Origin of the sequence: Silvimonas amylolytica, from assembly GCF_014645555.1 — a bacterium.
In the GTDB taxonomy this organism is placed as follows: domain Bacteria; phylum Pseudomonadota; class Gammaproteobacteria; order Burkholderiales; family Chitinibacteraceae; genus Silvimonas; species Silvimonas amylolytica.
Map to the genome: position 1 here is coordinate 215,402 of NZ_BMLY01000003.1, position 16,887 is coordinate 232,288.

Consider the following 16,887-nt stretch of genomic DNA (forward strand, 5'->3'; position numbering starts at 1 on the left):
CGGGATGCCGGTACGAGGTACGCGTATCGGCAATGCCACTGTATGAAACGGCATATAAACAACGCGTAAAAAACCGGGGATGACGTCGTAAAAAGAGTAAAAACGCAGAGGTCGGCCTGCTGTGTAAAACGCCTGGCTAAAGGGCAGCGCTCTGCCTAAAGTGCGTGATGACCCTCTACCCGGAGACATCCTCATGGCAAGCGACAACACCTTTCATGGCTGGGCTGCACCCGCTGCTGGCAAACCACTGGAACAACTGGACTTTGACGCCGGCGCGCTGGGCGATGAAGAAGTGGAAGTCGAGATTGACTACTGTGGCATCTGTCATTCTGACGTCTCGATGATCGACAACGACTGGGGTATGACCACCTATCCGTTCGTACCCGGTCACGAGGCCGTGGGCCGTATTGTGCGGTTGGGGAGTCAGGCCAAGGGATTGCAGGTTGGCCAGCGTGTAGGGGTTGGCTGGAACCGGGGTAGTTGCATGCATTGTCACTCGTGCATTGGTGGCAACCAGCATTTGTGTAATGACGTCCAGCCCACCATCATCGGCCGTCACGGTGCTTTTGCAGACCGTATCCGCGCGCACTGGGCCTGGGCTATTCCATTGCCGGACGGCGTGGACCCGGCCGCAGCCGGCCCGCTGTTTTGTGGCGGTATTACGGTGTTTGCGCCGCTGGTGGTCCACAACGTCAAGCCGACCAGCCGCGTGGGCGTGATTGGCATTGGTGGTCTGGGGCATATGGCCATCCGCTTCATGAGCGCATGGGGCTGCGAGGTCACCGCGTTTACGTCATCGGCCCGCAAGCACGACGAAGCCCGCAAGCTGGGTGCGCATCATGTGGTGGTAAGTACAGACCCGGCTGAACTCAAAGCCGCTGCAGGGACCCTGGATTTTCTGCTGGTCACGGCCAACGTGAAGCTGGATTGGGACGCCATCATTGGCACGCTTGCACCGCAAGGGCGGTTGCACTTTGTGGGTGCCGTGCCAGAGCCGGTGCCGCTGACGGTGTTCACGCTTTTGCTCAAGCAGATGGATGTGTCTGGTTCGCCGACCGGGTCGCCTGCCGTGATTGCCGACATGCTGGCCTTCTGCGCCCGCCACGAGATTGTGCCAATGGTAGAGCATTACCCGATAGCCAGGATCAATGAGGCGCTCCAGCATCTGCGGGATGGCAAAGCGCGGTATCGGGTGGTACTGGATATGTAGCCCGGTTTTTTTGAGGGCCAGATGCGTGGTGTCTGTTGCGTTTGGCCCTCCTGACTGCCGTGTGTTTTCAACAAAGACGGGAATCCAGTCGCAAAACCGGCTGGAACCCAGGCACAGCAGTCTGCGGGGTGTGACCTGCCTGGTCAGTCATCAATCTGCCAGTACTTACCCCTTCAACGTCACGATTTCCTCAGCGACAGTCGGGTGCAGCGCGACGGTGTGGCGGAAGTCTGCCCAGGTTGCATTCGCGGTCAACGCCACGCCAATCAATTGCGCCATTTCCGCCGTGCCATCCCCCAGCAAGTGCAAGCCAACGACTTTGTCGCTCGGCCCGTCGATCAGCACTTTGACGAACACTTGATCTTCCAGACCGCCGAACAACTGGGTCATCGCCCGGAACTTGGTCTTGAGTACTTTCAATTGCGGGTAACGTTCGCGGGCGATGTGTTCCGGCAGACCGACAGTGCCGATTTCCGGCGTAGAGAACACGGCAGTCGGGACCATTTCGTAATCGAAATCAGGCACGGTCAATCCGCCGTAGAGACGGTCGGCAAAGGCCTGGCCTTCCCGGATGGCGACAGGCGTGAGGTTGAGCCGGTCAGTCACATCGCCAATTGCATAGATAGAGGGCACGTTGGTACGACCGTGACGGTCAGCCACAATTGCACCGTGTTCATTGGTTTTGACATCGACATTGGCCAGCCCAAGACCGCGCGTATTCGGGGCACGGCCGGTGCACAGCATGACGGTGTCGACATCCAGCGTGAGGCCATCGCTGAGCGTGGCGCGCAGGCCGTCAGCGATTTGCACAATGCGTTGCAGGCTTTGCCCGCGTACCAGCTTGATGCCGCGCCGTGCCTGATGTTCAGCCAGGATTCCTGCTACCTCGGTATCAAAACCACGCAAGAGATGATCACCCCGGATGACCTGCGTGACCTCGCTCCCCAGCCCGGCAAAAATGCCAGCGAATTCCACCGCGATATAACCCCCACCCACAATCAGGACGCGCTCGGGCAGCTCTGGCAGGTGGAAGGCTTCATCTGAGGTAATGGCCAGTTCATTGCCGGGGAAGTCTGGTCGGGTGGGGTGACCGCCGGTGGCAATCAGGATGGTGCCTGCGGTGACACGCTGGCCACTGAGGCCCAGCAGGATGGTGTGTGCGTCCACGATTTCCGCATGGTCAGCGTGAATGGACACACCGGATTTTTCCAGATTGGTGCGATAAATCCCTTCCAGCCGGTTGATCTCGGTGTCTTTGTGGGTGATCAGGTCATGCCAGTTGAAAACGGATTCGGTGGGTGACCAGCCATAGCCGCGGCTGGCTTTGAACTGGTCCGGGAAACGGCTGGCATACACCATCAACTTCTTGGGCACGCAGCCCCGGTTGACGCAAGTGCCACCAAAGTTGGCACTTTCGGCAATCGCCACCCTGGCGCCATGGCTGGCCGCAATGCGCGCTGCACGTACGCCGCCAGAACCGCCACCAATTACAAACAGATCTACATCAGGGTGTTGCATGTAAAGCCTCCCGTTCATCGTTACCGCGATTGTCTTGAGTGTTGGCCTAAAGCCAGACCGAACGCAAGCCGCAACCGGCCCACAGACAGATTGCCAGTGTGCATGACCGTGCTCTACGCTGCGGGTTTTGATCTCGCAGTCATGGAGCGCGGATGGGCAAGAACAGACTGGAAGCATTCAGCGATGGCGTGCTGGCCATCATCATCACCATCATGGTGCTGGAACTGAAAGTGCCGCACGGGGGTGAACTGTCTGCCTTACTGGAAATGTGGCCAGTGCTGGTGGCGTACATCCTGAGCTTTATCTACGTAGGTATTTACTGGAATAACCATCACAACCTGTTCCACGCAGCGACCTCGGTGAGCGGCGGTGTGTTGTGGGCTAATTTGCATTTGCTGTTCTGGCTATCGTTGATTCCCGTGACGACGGCCTGGCTGGGCGAACACCCGAATCTGGCCTGGCCGGCTGCGCTGTACGGCGTGGTGCTACTGGGGTCTGCGTTTGCGTATTACCTGCTGACCTGCGCGTTGATTGCCCGGCACGGCAAGCAATCAAAACTGGCCCGCTCATTGGGACGGGATATCAAAGGGCGGATTTCCATCGTGCTGTATGCGGCGGGTGTCGGCAGCGCCTTTATATACAGCGCGCTGGCCTGCGCGTTTTATGCCGGTGTCGCTGCGTTGTGGCTGGTGCCGGACAGACGCTTTGAACCAGCCCATGCCGTGGAAGAATAAACGGTACCCACTGCATGAAAAAAGCCGGCAATGTGCCGGCTTTTTGTTGCGCGTAACCGCTTAATTGCGCGGGAGTTCGCACACCTCAGAGACGATCTCATAAGAGCGCAGGCGCTCGGCGTGGTCATACACGGCGGCATTGATCATGACTTCGTTAACGCCATATTCTTCAATGAATTCATTGAGTTTGGCTTTAACGGTGACCGGGCTGCCAACAATGGAGGCGCCCAGTTGCGCCATGACTGAAGCGCGCTCATGCGGTTGCCAGTAGTCATCGATATTGGTCACCGGTTCTTCCAGCGGGCCAGGGTTGCCGCGGATCATGCCAAGGAAACGGCGCTGGGCCGATGTCGCCAGGAAGGCGGCGTGTTCGTCGGTATCGGCTGCAATCACGTTGATCCCGGCCATGGCATAAGGCTGTTCCAGCACGCGCGATGGGCGGAAGGTGTGGCGGTACAACTCAAACGCGGCCTTCATGTTGCGCGGGGCAAACTGGCCGGCAAAGGCAAAAGGCAAGCCCAGGTAGCCCGCCAGTTGCGCAGAGAACCCGCTCGAACCCAATAGCCAGATGGGCACATCCAGGCCTTCACCTGGCACCGCGTGAATACCGTGGGTACCACCGTGCAGATCAGGCCGGAAATACGCGCGCAGTTCGTCCAGCATTTGGGGGAACTGGTCGCCATCTGCGCCAGAATCACGTCGTAGCGCGCGCATGGTGGCTTGATCGGTTCCGGGGGCACGGCCCAGGCCCAGATCAATCCGGCCAGGGTAAAGGGATTCGAGCGTGCCAAATTGTTCGGCAATCACCAGCGGCGCGTGGTTGGGCAGCATGATCCCGCCCGAGCCCACGCGAATGCGTTTTGTCCCGCCCGCCACATGGCCAATCACCACCGCAGTGGCCGCGCTGGCAATGCCGCGCATGCCGTGGTGCTCTGCCAGCCAGTAACGATGAAAACCCCAGCGATCAGCGTGCTGGGCCAGATCTAGCGTATTGGCGAGCGCCTTGGCCGGGTTGGAGCCCGCCACAATGGGCGAGAGGTCAAGAATCGAAACCGGGATATTGATGCGTGTTGTCATGGTCTTTCCGGCAAGCAGGGAAGACGCATAGATGGGGCCGCAGCGGGCAATTGCAAGACGATCGGTCTAGTGACTGAATGAAGAATCAGATCACCAGTGAGACCGCCAGCGTCAGCATGACCCCACCGATAATGCCATCAAGCACTCGCCACGCACGTGGATTGGCAAACACGGGTGATAACAGTCGCGCGCCGTAACCCAGGCCGAGGAACCACAGCAAAGAGGCCGTCATGGCCCCGACGGCAAACCACGGCCGTGTAACGGGCTCTTGCTGGCTAGCAATTGAACCCAGCAGCACCACGGTATCCAGATAAACGTGTGGGTTAAGCCAGGTCAGCGCCAGAATGGTCAATGTGGCTTGTTGCCAGGTCAGCACCGCGACGCCGCCTGCCGCATGCAGCGCATCGGTAGCAAACGCCGCTCGCCAAGCGCGGATGCCATACCAGGTCAGAAACGCTGCGCCTGCCCAGCGGGCGACAGTCATCAACACGGGGCTGGCTTCGATCAACGCGCCAACACCCGCAACGCCTGCTGCCGTGAGCAAAACATCCGCCAGAATGCACAAGCTGACGGTCAGCCCCAGATGCTGGCGCGACAAGCCCATGCGCAACACATGCGCGTTTTGCGCACCGATGGCCATGATCAAACTGCCACCCAAACCCAGGCCTTTAAGCCACGCTGAAAACATCATCGCCGTGATCCCTTGATGCATTTGTTCTTGAATCTGGCCGGATTGTGAACGGCTTGCGATCTTCAGAGAAGAGTTATTAATATCTTTCAGATTGAATAAAAATGGCTAATGAAGGAGGGTGCCGTGAACCTGGACCACCGCCAGACCGACGCACTGCTTGCCGTGATCGAAACCGGCAGTTTTGATGCTGCCGCGATGCGTCTGCATATCACCCAGTCGGCAGTATCACAACGCATCCGCGCGCTGGAAACCGCACTGGGCCAGCCGTTGATCATTCGCAGTCGTCCGGCGCGCCCCACGCAACAAGGGCAGCGCTTGCTGCAATACCTGCGGCGCACGGCCATGCTCGACCAGGAACTGGCCGCAGAACTGGCCGACAACGCGCGTGCACCGCTGGTGGTGCGCCTGGCCATCAACGCAGACACGTTGGGTACCTGGTTTGTCCCCGCTGTCGCACCATTGCTGCTCAAAGAAAATGTATTGCTGGATGTGATGCTGGACGACCAGGACCACACCTTTGCCTGGCTGGAATCGGGCGAGGCGACGGGTTGCGTGACCAGCGAGGCTGAGCCCATGCGTGGTTGCCAGTCGTATTCCCTGGGCGTCATGCGCTATCACATGCTGGCCTCGCCCGAGTTTTACCAACGCTGGTTTGGCCATGGCTTCACCCGTGAAGCGGCGCGCAAAGCCCCGGTGATGGTGTTTAACCGCAAGGACTCGCTCCAGGCCGATTTTCTGGAACGGCGTTTTGGCCTGACCCGGGACGTCTATCCCAGTCACTACATCCCGTCTCATGACTCGTACTTTGCGGCAGTCAAGCTGGGTCTGGGGTACGGAATGATTCCAGAACAGCAATATGGTGATCTGGTGTCATCGGGCCAGTTGATTGATGTCGCGCCCGATCAGCCCGTGGATGTGGCGTTGTACTGGCATGCCTGGAAAGTGCAATCGCCACGGCTTGAGTCGCTGACGCAGCGGATTGTGGCGGCGGCGCGGGAGGTATTGGGCGGGGGTGTTACTGACTAGCAGAAGTCACCCGGGCGCGCCGTTGCAGGCGGGCTTTGTGGCAAGGCGACTGTGTAGCCCGGATGGAGGACTTCCGGCCGGGAATCCGGGGGGGGCTGGCCTGGTTTATGTTGTTGGGGATGTTAGCGCCTTGCGGCGCGGTTGTTTTTGATACCCGGGGTGCCGGGCCCACGTTACTTTCTTTGCTTCGCCAAAGAAAGTAACCAAAGAAAGGCGACCCCTAACGACAGCGCCCTACGGGTTCCCTGCGCTTCTCGCGAAGTCCGGCTGGCTCCAGGGAACTCGCTTCGCTCAAACACCCTTACGCCGAAACCCCGGCCCTCACTGCGATGCTCGGCGCTGCCGGAGGGGAGGCAGGTCAAAAGCAACTTCAACATCAAAAACAACCCCAACCCCGCAAACCACCTGCTTGCCAAGAACGGTTCACCACGCTCACCACCTCGTCATTCCTGCGGAAGCGGGAATCCAGTCCGCAGCCCAACGGGCCGCTTGCGGTGGCTTACCGCGACCGTCCTGAATTGTCCTGAGTAATATGCAGAGGTTGCAGCTGGATTCCGGCGCAAGGGGACCGCCGAGGACCGGAATGGCGAGTCAGTGGAATGCGTGTTGAATTGCCGTTGCCGTTGCCGTTGGTGTTGCTTTTGACTTTCCTCCCCCGTTAAAGCCAAGCGCCGAAGGAGTAGAGGGAGACTCAAGGCTCCCGACCGACTGAGGGCAGCCCGGAGGGCCGCAGGGCTGGGGTCACCACAGCCATCTCCCGTCCGGTGATAAAGATTTTTTCCGGCAGCTTGAAATGACGCAATTGCAGCAGTTCCAGCGGGCCGGCACCGCTTTGTGTACGAACGGCATAGCGCAGGTGGGTCTGCTCATCCAGCGCCCAGTCGATACGCCAGTCTGCACGGTCGACCTGTTCCACTTTTGCTTTATCCAGTAACCGGATAAAACCCCAGGTTCCGATGTATTTCTCTTGTTGCGTCGGCCCACCTTGCAACCGGTCCCAACTGAGCGCCCCACCGGTTTTGTCCGGGTCGCTGCCAGGCCAGCTGAAGCGTTCCCACGATTGCTGCTGGTTGAAGTAGTCCAGCGTCTGGCCGTCGATTGTGAGTTTGCTGTCGGTGAGCTTGGGATTGCCCATGGCCATGAGGTCAAAACGCACTTTGCCGTTGCCTTCGGCGTACAGACGACTGGACAGCCGTGACAGCTTGTTCAATGCATTCAGGAAGTCCACATTAAAGCGGACCGACTGGGCGTTGAGCGGATTCGGTACCCACTGGTCGCCTTCGCGTTTGAGCAATCCGCCCAGCTCCGTTTTGGCAAACTCGGCGATAACACCTTGCGGGGCGATGAAGCGGGCCAGTTCGGCCAGACCGACTTCCTTGTCCGTATCGTTGAACGGGTAGCGACCGCCCATGGCGCTGTTGAAGGGTATCCACACACTGTCGCACCACAGGCTGTTGAGGCTGGCCGAGGCAGGTTGCATCAACGCAAGCCAGGCCTGCTCGAGCGGTTTGAGGAACAGGTTGTCCCCCATGCCGGCATACCCACTGCCGAGGCTGGCCGCGACCAGCCGCGCTTCATTCCGAGCCTGCACCATGTCGCCCCCTTGCCCCTGGAACACGGCTTGGGCGGCTTGCAAGGCAAAGGCATCAGGGTCCGGTGCGGCGAGTGCTTGGTCGAGTACCAGCCGGGCGGTGCTGGCACGGTCGAGGTAACTTTGCAGGCTGAGTGTGGTGCCGGCGTTGCCACTGCCGCCACCATTGGCGCCAGAAGTGCCGCTTCCGCCATTGGTCTCGGGCCCCATCAGCCGCAGCAAGGGGCCAAAGGTGTCGGTCAGCGGACCAACGAGGGCTGTAATGGCAGGTTGTTGCGCCGGGTCAGCACTCTTGTTGCTAAAGGCATTTCTGGCTTTTTCGACCAGCGAGTCGGCCAGGTTGTGTTGTTGGGTTCCCGCCTGGGCTTGCCAGACAATGGTCTTCATCAATGCCGCGAGCGGTGATTGCTGAGCATCGGCATAGGTCCGTAATTGTTGCGCAGTACCGGACAGACCACTCTCCGGCACCCAGACCAATCTGTTGAGAAAGTTCTGCCAGGCGTAGCCGAAATCGGTGAAGTATCTCCGCGTCAGGCTGGCCTGGATGTCTTCCGGGGTTTGCGCCTGCTGGCTGGTTTGCTGGCCGAGCACCCAGTCGCCGCTGGTGCCGGTCTGTTTTGATAGCTGGACAATAGCATCACGCACATAGCCCTCATACGCCTGCCGGGTAAAGGTGCCCGGCAATCTACCCTGTACTGACCATAAACCACGGAAATCCCGGCCGCCAAGCAACTGGCCCATGGTCGGGTCTGGGTAACGTGCCTTGGTATCGGCCAGCAACTGGTGATAGAGCGTGTCATCGGCCTGCTTGAGGTCAATCAACCCTGAGAGGGTCTGGCGGGCGCCGAACAAGATGTCGTCATTTCCCGCCAGCTGCCAGCCTGGTTGTGCGGCCAGATGATTCGCATAAAAGGTGGCCACCTGGCCCACGGAATCCATCGGCAACGCGGGCCAGACCACCCTGCCGGTCTGCGCCAGGCGTGGGGCGAGAAACCCACCGTCAGCATGCTTGGCGTCACTCAGCATGAGCCAGGTCTTGAGGGTGTCGTAACCCGATTTGCCGATGGCTTCCGGTGAGTTGCTCTGGTCTTTGGCCTGGGGAGCCGTACTCGCGCTATCCCCCAGAACTTCAACTCCGTTGCCCCCATCCAGCGGTACGATGTTGAGCACCTTGAGCTGGGCAGCCAACTGTTGCTGCACCGGTTGTACCAGCCATTTGTTCGCGGCCAGGCCATACGGCTGCCACATCGCCCTCAGGAGCTGCTCGCTGTGGTTCAAGCCGAAACGGGTCAGCCACGGTGCACCGTGCGCCTGCTGGTATTCCAACAGCGCAATATCGCCCTGCACGACAATCATCGCCGGAAAGGCGGCCTTGAGACTGGCGGCGGTCTGCATCCGGGTCAGATTGCTGTGGACTTGCGTGACCCATCGTTTGTTCTGGGTGTAGGAGTAGCAGGTGCCCAAGCCCCACGGCACGGCGAGCATCGTGCCAATACAACAGCACCAGTCAAACGCGCTGAATGCCAGCCGGGGTCGTCTGGCCCAACGGAAAGTGCGCAGCCAGGACACGGGCAGGCGGATATCGTGCGCAGCATCCTGCGCACGCGACTGCAGAATGGCCTGGTCATCCCCCGTGCGGTCCGGCAACTGAATGGCCGGCGGTGTGGGGACAAACCACAGCCCATGAACCTCCTGCTGGCGTGGCAGGAACTGGGTCCACTGTGCCATCCACCGGCCCAGCGCACCCGATTGCTGTTCCAGGTACTGCGACAAAGCAATATCAAAGCAAGCCTTGCGGTCCTGGCACACCGCCGCCATGCCGGCTTGCGACAAGGGGGCAACCAGTCTCTGCACCAGCGCCCCGGTTTGTTGTGTGTCCTGGAGCACTGCAGGTGCGCAAGCCAGCAGGATGTCCGGTGCGTCATCCAGCCGGTAACCAGGTACGGCCGGCGCAAGCAGCGCATGGACCGGCAAGGCAAAGCCCGATGCCCTTGCCAGGTCCGCCACGTCACGACCATGTGCCGTCACCCCATCCGAAACCAGGATGATGCCCTCAGCTGGTTTGCGTATCGCCCCACGCAAACCCCGCCACCCTCGGGGCGGCACAATCTCTTTATCCCCCGCCCACACCAGCACGGCTTGCTTTGTATCCTGCCAGTGTTGCTCCACCAGAAACGGAAAATGCGCCTTCACCAGCGCCTCTGAGCCCATCACCAGCAACCACGGTTTGGACTGTCGCTCCAGCCAGGAATAGTGCGATTCGAGATAACGATGCAATGGCAGGAACGGGTCGGGTTTGGCGGGTTTGACGGGCTGTTTTTGTACCTTGCGCGCGTGCCAGTCCATGCGGTAACGGCTTTTACGGCGAAAGGTACCCCACAGGGCGATGAGAATGACGACACCCAGCAAACTGGCCAGCAACAGCATGATGGCGTGCTGCTTCTGCAACGGAGTGGGAAAGTGGTTATCGTCCGACCAGATGAAGCAGGCCGCCGCAATGGCGGCAATGGCAATCAGGACCAGGACGCCACGGACAACCTGGCGACGGCGGGGTGTAACTTCAGACATCAAAAGGAATCCGGAGCAGCAATATCGGGAATATCAAGAGAAAACCAAATCAGGCAGGTTGTGCGACAGGTTCTGCCGGCTCACCGGCATCAGCGGCATCATCCGGTTCGGCAACGTGCTGGACCGGTTCGACCACCATTGCCACCGCTTCGGGGTCGGCAGCCACGATGTACTGCACCTTGCCGTTGCCCTGACCGTGCTCCACCGCCGCAGCCAGAGCCAGCCAGCCGCCGGTGACATCGGTGTACCCCAGCGCAGTTGATACATCGATGCGCGGATGGTCATCCGGTGGCAAACCGATACCCGGCAACGCCGACAGCACCGATACTTGGGCGTCCTGGTCGAGACCGGAGAACCACACATGGCCGAGCAGCTCGGGCAACAAGCCGCCCCAGCGCAACGCGTATTCCATGGAGAGCGGTACAGGGTTATCCACCCGCCCCAGCAGTTCCGGCCGGTGCACCCACGCAATGGGCGGCAGCGCAAGGTGTTTGTCGTTGACATCCGGCCCCAGCAACATGGCCACCGCCGCATCACCACCGCGAGCAGGCGGCGCATCGAAACGGGTGACCGACACGACCAGCGTCAGCGGAAACGATTTGCCCGAATCCCGCTCATCCAGCCAGTGGTCCAGCGCCATCAGGCCGTCGGGGAGCAGTTCAGGCTCAGGGAGCCCGAGGTTTGCCTTGGTACACGCCTCCTGCCAGACCTTGACCGGGTCCAGCGCGCCAAGCGCTTCGTTGAAGGCCAGGCAAACCCGTAGGCGGGACACAGGCACTGAGCGCAATGCCTTGGCATGGGCAAGCGCCAGATGTTCATACAGTGCGGGTAATAGCACGGCGGCGGCGAGTTTTCCTGACGCAGGGGCATCTTTTGCTGGAGATGCAACATCTTTACCGCCGATTGCATCCCATTGGCCCTGCTGCTCCACCATGGCGTCTTCATCAGCCGGTACGTCCGCTTCATCCCAGGCACTGCTATATGCTGCGATAGCGGCTTCATCGGCATCCAAATCACTGGATTGCCCGCCATGACTCAACATACCCAGCAGGTTGGGCAAAAATGGCGCACAGGTGACATGCCCTAATCCATCGATATCAACGGTACTCAATGCGCTTTTATTGTCTACGAGTTGCTGTGCCATATGGCTCAGACCGAGTGGCGTGGCGTAAGCCATCTGATACAAGCGAATCGTCTTTTGCCCTCGGGTGGTTTCTTCATCCCAGACATCATCGTGGTCTTCGTTCCAGTCAATCACTTCGTTGTGCAACGTACCAAACACGACGTAATACAGAGCACAAAGACCCCCAAACACACAGCCAGGAAATATCGCCAGCCAGTTCCACCACTTGAGCGTCATGGTGGGCTTGCCCGCCGGCCAGAAGAAGGTCACGGCAGCCATACCGACCAGGGCACACAACAAAAACAAAGCCACCCACACCATCGGCCCCCATGGGCGCAACGTGAACACCTTGCGTGAAGGCAGGTCTTCCAGCTCAACCGGCATGACTTACAGCTTCCCTGCGTGCGGCAATGACGAAATCAACGTGCAACCGCAGGCACAACGATGGCCATGCAGTGCTATAGGAATGCCGTTGTCGGTCATGTGCTCGTCGCCCTCGGCAATGACATTGTCGCCGTGGCCTTTTTTAGGGCAGGTTACCGGGTCACCTTTACGGGCCAAGGGCCTGTTCTCGAAAATCATTTTGGGTGAGCCAGCCAATACTTCACCGCCACCAGTGGTTTTATCACCTACACGGATAAATGCTTGCATGCGAACGGTCCTTATTCAGAAAAGACTTGAGCGTAATGGACTGAATGGATATCTCCTTTTATCTCAACCTCCAAGCCCATGCAGCCGGTTTCGGGATTGATTTGAGCAAAAAATGCAAGGCTCTCTGTGCGGCCAAGGCAATCGTGTATTTGCGGACATATTTATTGCATGCCGTCATTCTTGCCGGCTCGGCAACGCCCTCTGTGACTACCTACCAAAATCGGCCCGTTTTGTAGGTGAGATACCCTGTGGATTCAGGTTTGTTGGAAGTGGCAGCCCAATCAATTTTGTAGGCGCCCTTGCCTGCATCCCAAGCAATGCTGTCGTATGGAGTACCAAGCTCTTCTGTTTTCAGCTCAACGTGATTAATACAACTACTCACCACTTTTTTCCCAACAATGGTTGCCCTATTGGCAGCCAGCCCGAAGATCCAAATACTATCTTCCGTACCTGCTCCACACGGACCCAGCGGGGTGTTTGGCCTGGATGGAGATTGGATAATTAGCGGAACGTAGATTTTATTTGCCTGCTCCACTGCGAGGTTTAAAACAGAGGCATATGGCCACTTTGGCGCATCTGGAATGCGAACCTTCCCTTTCTTACCCCGCAAGGTGTAGTGAAGCGTGTCGCCCTTCATAATTCCTTGGAACTCAGTAGCCGGTATCAGAACAGGGTTACCCGATATCACTGGGGCTGCACATGCCGGAAATGCCATCACGAAAATTAAGACCAGATATGCCGTCAGAAAATACATGCTTTGAAACCAACACCATGAAAATATAAAGATGAAATTTTACGCATAGAGTACCTGGGATCGATTGTTGATTTAGTTGTTCCGCACAATAGAATCAATAATTGACTTGAATCGCTTTACTTGTGGCGTCCAACACTTTTCGGTAGGCCGGCACCCATTAGCTTTTCCAAGTAGACCACTTAGCACAACAGTCTTTTATTTTTTTGTCAATACAGCCTTGTAATATTGGCTATCCAACCCATTCTTCGGTCCATCTGCCGCAACTAAAAAAGTGCTTTCAAACAGGATCCACCCCCTGATTTTTTCTTATAAACCTTTTCGGTAAATTGCCCCAATACAATCCCCGATTCCGTATCTTCATTAATGTCATACATCGCAGAATACTGCGCGCACTTCAATAAATTTGAACTGAAAATATTGACTTCATCAGTCTCGTAATAATTAAGCTTTCTTAATTTAACTGTATACGATACTGGCGGATACGATGATGGAGAAATAGAAAATTCTCGTTTGTAATCAGTTGAAGGATAGTGAAATGTCAACTCATGAGACTGGTAGACATAATCCACTTCCGCCATAGCTGGCCCAGAGCCAATAAACAGAAAAGCTATAGCGTGGAAAAAATTTCCCATCATACACTTCCCTGACTTCATAGCTAAGATTAAAAAAACAGCTATCAATCGCTATTTGCAGCCTTTGAATTTGTACATATCTATATAGAAACTTGCAAATCGCCCGGACTTTGTCAAGGTAGGCTCGGCTACTTGACTTACCCCTGCCATATAACAACCGTCGGCTGACAGGCTGACAGTCGAGAGAGCGGTACTTAGTGGTATTGTTCTTTTCATACCATTAAAAGAAATAAAGTACGAGCCCCCCCCCCTTATCAGAGGCATTCGTCTGAGCCGCACCCTCTTGGTGAATCAGCTGGGGCATCTGCTTGTTTGATGAATACGCCTTATTTGTACTTAGATTAAATTCAAAGCAAAAAGTTGGGCTATCGATAGCACATACTGTTGCTGTTTTCGCATCGCTGGACAGTCTCCCTTCAGAGTCGCTTACCCCCCCAACTGGCTTGTAAATGCTGAGCTTGGAAGATGAAAAATCGCCATGGATCAACTTATACACTGGGCGCTCTCCTGGTTTTTTTATCGTGAGCGCCTCCATCACAAATCGAGACATTTTTTTATTAGTATCCAATATATTGGTTTCTCGTGCATCGACTTTACCTGCACCTATTTCATGCCATTTTAGTTCTTTACCGGAATTGCATTTTTTAATGTCTGCGTATAACCAATATCTATTGGCGTGAAAAACAAATTCAGAATCAGAGCTAAAAGAAAATCCGGAAAAATACTCACTTATCGTGGGGAGAATGCACCTCTCCTCATCTTTTCCAGCAACCACATCCATAACATGAACCTTTCCGTTTTCACTTATATAATAAAGCACTCCAGTGTCTTCCATTTTGATGGCTGCTGGCCCATCTATTTGGTATCGTCCAAAAGGCACATATTGTGGGTTTCCGGCAAATGCATTTAGTGAAAATGTCGGAAAAAAAATAATTACAACAAATATTGCTAAATATTTAATATTCACAACAAAATTTCCTTCGCAAGTCTTGTGGCATCAACTCGCAACTCTAATGCGCTAGACCCACCGTTAATTGCCTTAGTCACGGTTTCGATAATTTCTTTTTCTGTTTTTTTCTCCGCAAGTGTTGTGGCTATTCCCCTGTCTGAGTCCATTTTTGATTTTGTCTTTGCTCGCTCGGATACCAGATAAACCGCACCACAGTCGATTGCGCTATATGCATCGATTGAGATTTTTTGCGGGTCATCTATAACGGCCGGGCGCTTGCGCATACCAGCGGCATTCTGTGCGATCCATTGAGGATCGTTCCACCAGTTTTCATCAAATGGTAAAACCGGCCAACCCCGATAAACCCAGTAATTTGCGTAAAGCGCTCGACCGGTAATTTGCTTAAATCCGCGTCCTCTAAATTTTTGGGCATCAACATCCCCGCAGTTCCCATTAAACCAGCTGTACGACCTTTTACCCCCCCTAGGTTCTTTGTAGTAGTTGTTCTGTTCTTGTGGCTGAATCTGCCCATACCAATGCCCGAGTAAATCCTCAGAAACCATGTCTGGTAATTTTGCATTTATTGCGGTAGGAGTATGAGTGCCTTCAACCATCTGGCAAAACCGATTGGATTCGATTGCTCCCTGCCCAAGGAAGTGCGGCAATCGAGCTGAATCATTAAAACAATATTTTCTGGTTACTTTATTAAAATGGACACGGTACTTTTCTCTCACCTCGCTCGGAACAGGAGCAAAGCCTCGATTAAATAGATGGTCAGGGTATATTCTCTCCAATTCATCTTTGCTCAACCACCCGCATTTCCTGAAATGCCCCACAAATTCCAACGGGTGGAAGTGCCAAATCGTGTTGCTCAGGCCGCCGGTCTGGTCCCAGAACTGGAATTTTTCGACAAAGCTTTTGAATTTGCCGTAGGCATTATCTTGAGCAGGTTGTTCAACCTTGGCGCCTGCTTTTCTCAATGGGGCGAACCGGGCTTCGTTGATGCTCTTGTCCCACTCGGTGGGGGCCTGGCAAATCATGCGGCGCAGTTTATTGCGGACTTCGTCCTTCTGGACCCAGGCCGCCAGTTCTTCCGGGGTTGTGATGCCATCGTGGTTGCTGTCAGCGTCCTTGATAAGCTTCTGCAATGCGGCGATATCACAGATACCGTCGTTTCTGGCCGGGTCGGTGGCACCCTCGGTGACCTTCTGCCAGCCGGATGCAGCCGGGAAATCTGAGTCAGACAGCTTGATGACGCTGGCGGCACTCAGGTTGACGTAGCCGGACTGGCCTGTTGCAAATTCGACGGGTTGCCAGTTGTCCTGTGTGGTCGCGGGGGCGGTCGCAGCAAAGCGGTCTGGACCCAGAATGCGACCAAAGCGCAGCAACTCGTAGCCCGCGCTGGGGCACGTCGGGTACAGCTTGCTCGCACGGTTGTAAAGGCTGTATTCAAAGTCGGCCTCTTTGGTGCCTTTATCTTCGGTGGAAATACGCACGCCGGTACCCGCATTCCACACGGTGGTCCACTTGTCGCCCTTTTCAAAGCGCATTTGCACCCAGAGCTTAGCCGGGGAGCTCTCGGTACCGGGTAAGGCGGCAAAGGTCAGCGCATTCGGGTTGGGCCGGGCTGGTTGTGCATGATGGCCATGGGCGGGCGCGGCTACGGAATGCGCATCAGCGTACGGATGCGTGGCACGCATGAGTGTGCCCTGCGGAATCAGGTAATAGCTGTTACCCCAATAGTCAGTTTCCGTATCGGCGTGGGCCGTGGGATTGGCAACGCCCAGGCGGGTTTTCGGGGCATCAAAATATTGTGTGAGGTCTTTGTCTTCCATGAAGACTTCAAAGTGGATGAAGCAGTTGCCATACATGCCGCCTGCGTAGCCCAGAATGTCTTTGCGATTGACCTTGGTTTGCCCGTCATGGACACCACCAGATGTAGAGGCACCACTTGCTGTACGCAGTTTCTCGATGACCTTGAGGCGCTCCGGCTGGGTGACGCCGCTGTCCAGGCAATGCAGGTGCATGTACAGCGAATAGAACGTAATGCTGCGGCCTTCACCGGTTTCTGTGGTGTGTTTGAGCAGTACAAAGCTGTTGTGATGTTTTTGGTTGTTGCCGTCAGTCACCATGTCTGACGCAATGCGATAGGCGACGATGATGCCATCAGCAATGGCACATATCGGCTCTTTGGTGTGCTGAGGCTGCAAATGACAGCCACCGTGCCAGCGCTGGTTGAAACTGACCGGATAAATGCCATGCGCGCATTCATAGTCGTTGATGTCGACCCTGACGTTTTCGGCCTGGGTTTCATCCGCCTTGTTGTCCTGATCACCCAGGAATGGGTACGAAATAATCATGTT

Annotated in this window: 13 protein-coding genes; 3 read left to right on the forward strand and 10 right to left on the reverse strand. The window is 56.4% G+C overall.

The window, feature by feature from the left end; all coding sequences use genetic code 11:
* The first annotated feature begins 193 nt into the window (after window positions 1-193).
* Complete coding sequence (gene ahr / locus IEX44_RS10815) at window positions 194-1,210, forward strand: NADPH-dependent aldehyde reductase Ahr (protein WP_188693129.1); 1,017 nt, start codon at window positions 194-196, stop codon at window positions 1,208-1,210.
* A 165-nt stretch (window positions 1,211-1,375) separates the two neighbouring features.
* Here the strand turns inward: ahr and gorA are convergent, their stop codons facing one another.
* Entirely contained in the window at window positions 1,376-2,728 is a 1,353-nt protein-coding gene (gene gorA, locus IEX44_RS10820; protein ID WP_188693132.1) for a glutathione-disulfide reductase, read from the reverse strand.
* Between the two features lie 152 nt (window positions 2,729-2,880).
* On the opposite strand from gorA, the gene IEX44_RS10825 reads away from it, so the two are divergent.
* Complete coding sequence (locus tag IEX44_RS10825; protein WP_188693135.1) at window positions 2,881-3,462, forward strand: TMEM175 family protein; 582 nt, start codon at window positions 2,881-2,883, stop codon at window positions 3,460-3,462.
* Window positions 3,463-3,522: 60 nt separating this feature from the next.
* On the opposite strand, the gene IEX44_RS10830 is transcribed toward IEX44_RS10825, so the two are convergent.
* Window positions 3,523-4,539, reverse strand: a complete 1,017-nt coding sequence (locus IEX44_RS10830; RefSeq protein ID WP_188693138.1) for an LLM class flavin-dependent oxidoreductase — start codon at window positions 4,537-4,539, stop codon at window positions 3,523-3,525.
* Between the two features lie 85 nt (window positions 4,540-4,624).
* On the reverse strand, window positions 4,625-5,230 hold the full coding sequence (locus tag IEX44_RS10835) for a LysE/ArgO family amino acid transporter (protein ID WP_229678982.1): 606 nt from the start codon (window positions 5,228-5,230) through the stop codon (window positions 4,625-4,627).
* Between the two features lie 123 nt (window positions 5,231-5,353).
* Between IEX44_RS10835 and IEX44_RS10840 the strand changes: the two genes are divergently transcribed.
* Window positions 5,354-6,256 (forward strand): LysR family transcriptional regulator ArgP, encoded by a 903-nt coding sequence (locus IEX44_RS10840; protein ID WP_188693141.1) that lies wholly within the window; start codon window positions 5,354-5,356, stop codon window positions 6,254-6,256.
* Between the two features lie 691 nt (window positions 6,257-6,947).
* On the opposite strand, the gene IEX44_RS10845 is transcribed toward IEX44_RS10840, so the two are convergent.
* From IEX44_RS10845 to IEX44_RS10875, 7 genes are all read right to left on the reverse strand, one after another.
* On the reverse strand, window positions 6,948-10,415 hold the full coding sequence (locus IEX44_RS10845) for an ImcF-related family protein (RefSeq protein ID WP_188693144.1): 3,468 nt from the start codon (window positions 10,413-10,415) through the stop codon (window positions 6,948-6,950).
* A 49-nt stretch (window positions 10,416-10,464) separates the two neighbouring features.
* The gene (locus IEX44_RS10850; protein ID WP_188693148.1) at window positions 10,465-11,922 is read right to left on the reverse strand and encodes a KPHS_23130 family T6SS system protein; all 1,458 of its coding nucleotides are present in this window, start codon (window positions 11,920-11,922) and stop codon (window positions 10,465-10,467) included.
* Between the two features lie 3 nt (window positions 11,923-11,925).
* A complete protein-coding gene (locus IEX44_RS10855; RefSeq protein WP_188693151.1) occupies window positions 11,926-12,189 on the reverse strand; it encodes a PAAR domain-containing protein in 264 nt (87 codons plus the stop codon).
* A 211-nt stretch (window positions 12,190-12,400) separates the two neighbouring features.
* Window positions 12,401-12,943 carry a hypothetical protein gene (locus tag IEX44_RS10860; RefSeq protein WP_188693154.1) on the reverse strand — a complete coding sequence of 181 codons (543 nt, stop codon included), beginning with the start codon at window positions 12,941-12,943 and terminating at the stop codon, window positions 12,401-12,403.
* 263 nt (window positions 12,944-13,206) lie between these two features.
* Window positions 13,207-13,575, reverse strand: a complete 369-nt coding sequence (locus tag IEX44_RS10865; protein ID WP_229678984.1) for a hypothetical protein — start codon at window positions 13,573-13,575, stop codon at window positions 13,207-13,209.
* Between the two features lie 220 nt (window positions 13,576-13,795).
* Window positions 13,796-14,542, reverse strand: coding sequence for a hypothetical protein (locus tag IEX44_RS10870; RefSeq protein WP_188693161.1), 747 nt, complete (start codon window positions 14,540-14,542; stop codon window positions 13,796-13,798).
* Window positions 14,539-16,884 carry a hypothetical protein gene (locus IEX44_RS10875; RefSeq protein ID WP_188693164.1) on the reverse strand — a complete coding sequence of 782 codons (2,346 nt, stop codon included), beginning with the start codon at window positions 16,882-16,884 and terminating at the stop codon, window positions 14,539-14,541. The genes IEX44_RS10870 and IEX44_RS10875 overlap by 4 nt, the downstream gene beginning before the upstream one ends.
* Window positions 16,885-16,887 lie beyond the last annotated feature (3 nt).

Coding starts and splice junctions, on each gene's coding strand:
- ahr (WP_188693129.1), top strand. CDS start 194: ATGGCAAGCGACAACACCTTTCATGGCTGGGCTGCACCCGCTGCTGGC.
- gorA (WP_188693132.1), bottom strand. CDS start 2,728: ATGCAACACCCTGATGTAGATCTGTTTGTAATTGGTGGCGGTTCTGGC.
- IEX44_RS10825 (WP_188693135.1), top strand. CDS start 2,881: ATGGGCAAGAACAGACTGGAAGCATTCAGCGATGGCGTGCTGGCCATC.
- IEX44_RS10830 (WP_188693138.1), bottom strand. CDS start 4,539: ATGACAACACGCATCAATATCCCGGTTTCGATTCTTGACCTCTCGCCC.
- IEX44_RS10835 (WP_229678982.1), bottom strand. CDS start 5,230: ATGATGTTTTCAGCGTGGCTTAAAGGCCTGGGTTTGGGTGGCAGTTTG.
- IEX44_RS10845 (WP_188693144.1), bottom strand. CDS start 10,415: ATGTCTGAAGTTACACCCCGCCGTCGCCAGGTTGTCCGTGGCGTCCTG.
- IEX44_RS10850 (WP_188693148.1), bottom strand. CDS start 11,922: ATGCCGGTTGAGCTGGAAGACCTGCCTTCACGCAAGGTGTTCACGTTG.
- IEX44_RS10855 (WP_188693151.1), bottom strand. CDS start 12,189: ATGCAAGCATTTATCCGTGTAGGTGATAAAACCACTGGTGGCGGTGAA.
- IEX44_RS10860 (WP_188693154.1), bottom strand. CDS start 12,943: ATGTATTTTCTGACGGCATATCTGGTCTTAATTTTCGTGATGGCATTT.
- IEX44_RS10865 (WP_229678984.1), bottom strand. CDS start 13,575: ATGGGAAATTTTTTCCACGCTATAGCTTTTCTGTTTATTGGCTCTGGG.
- IEX44_RS10875 (WP_188693164.1), bottom strand. CDS start 16,884: ATGATTATTTCGTACCCATTCCTGGGTGATCAGGACAACAAGGCGGAT.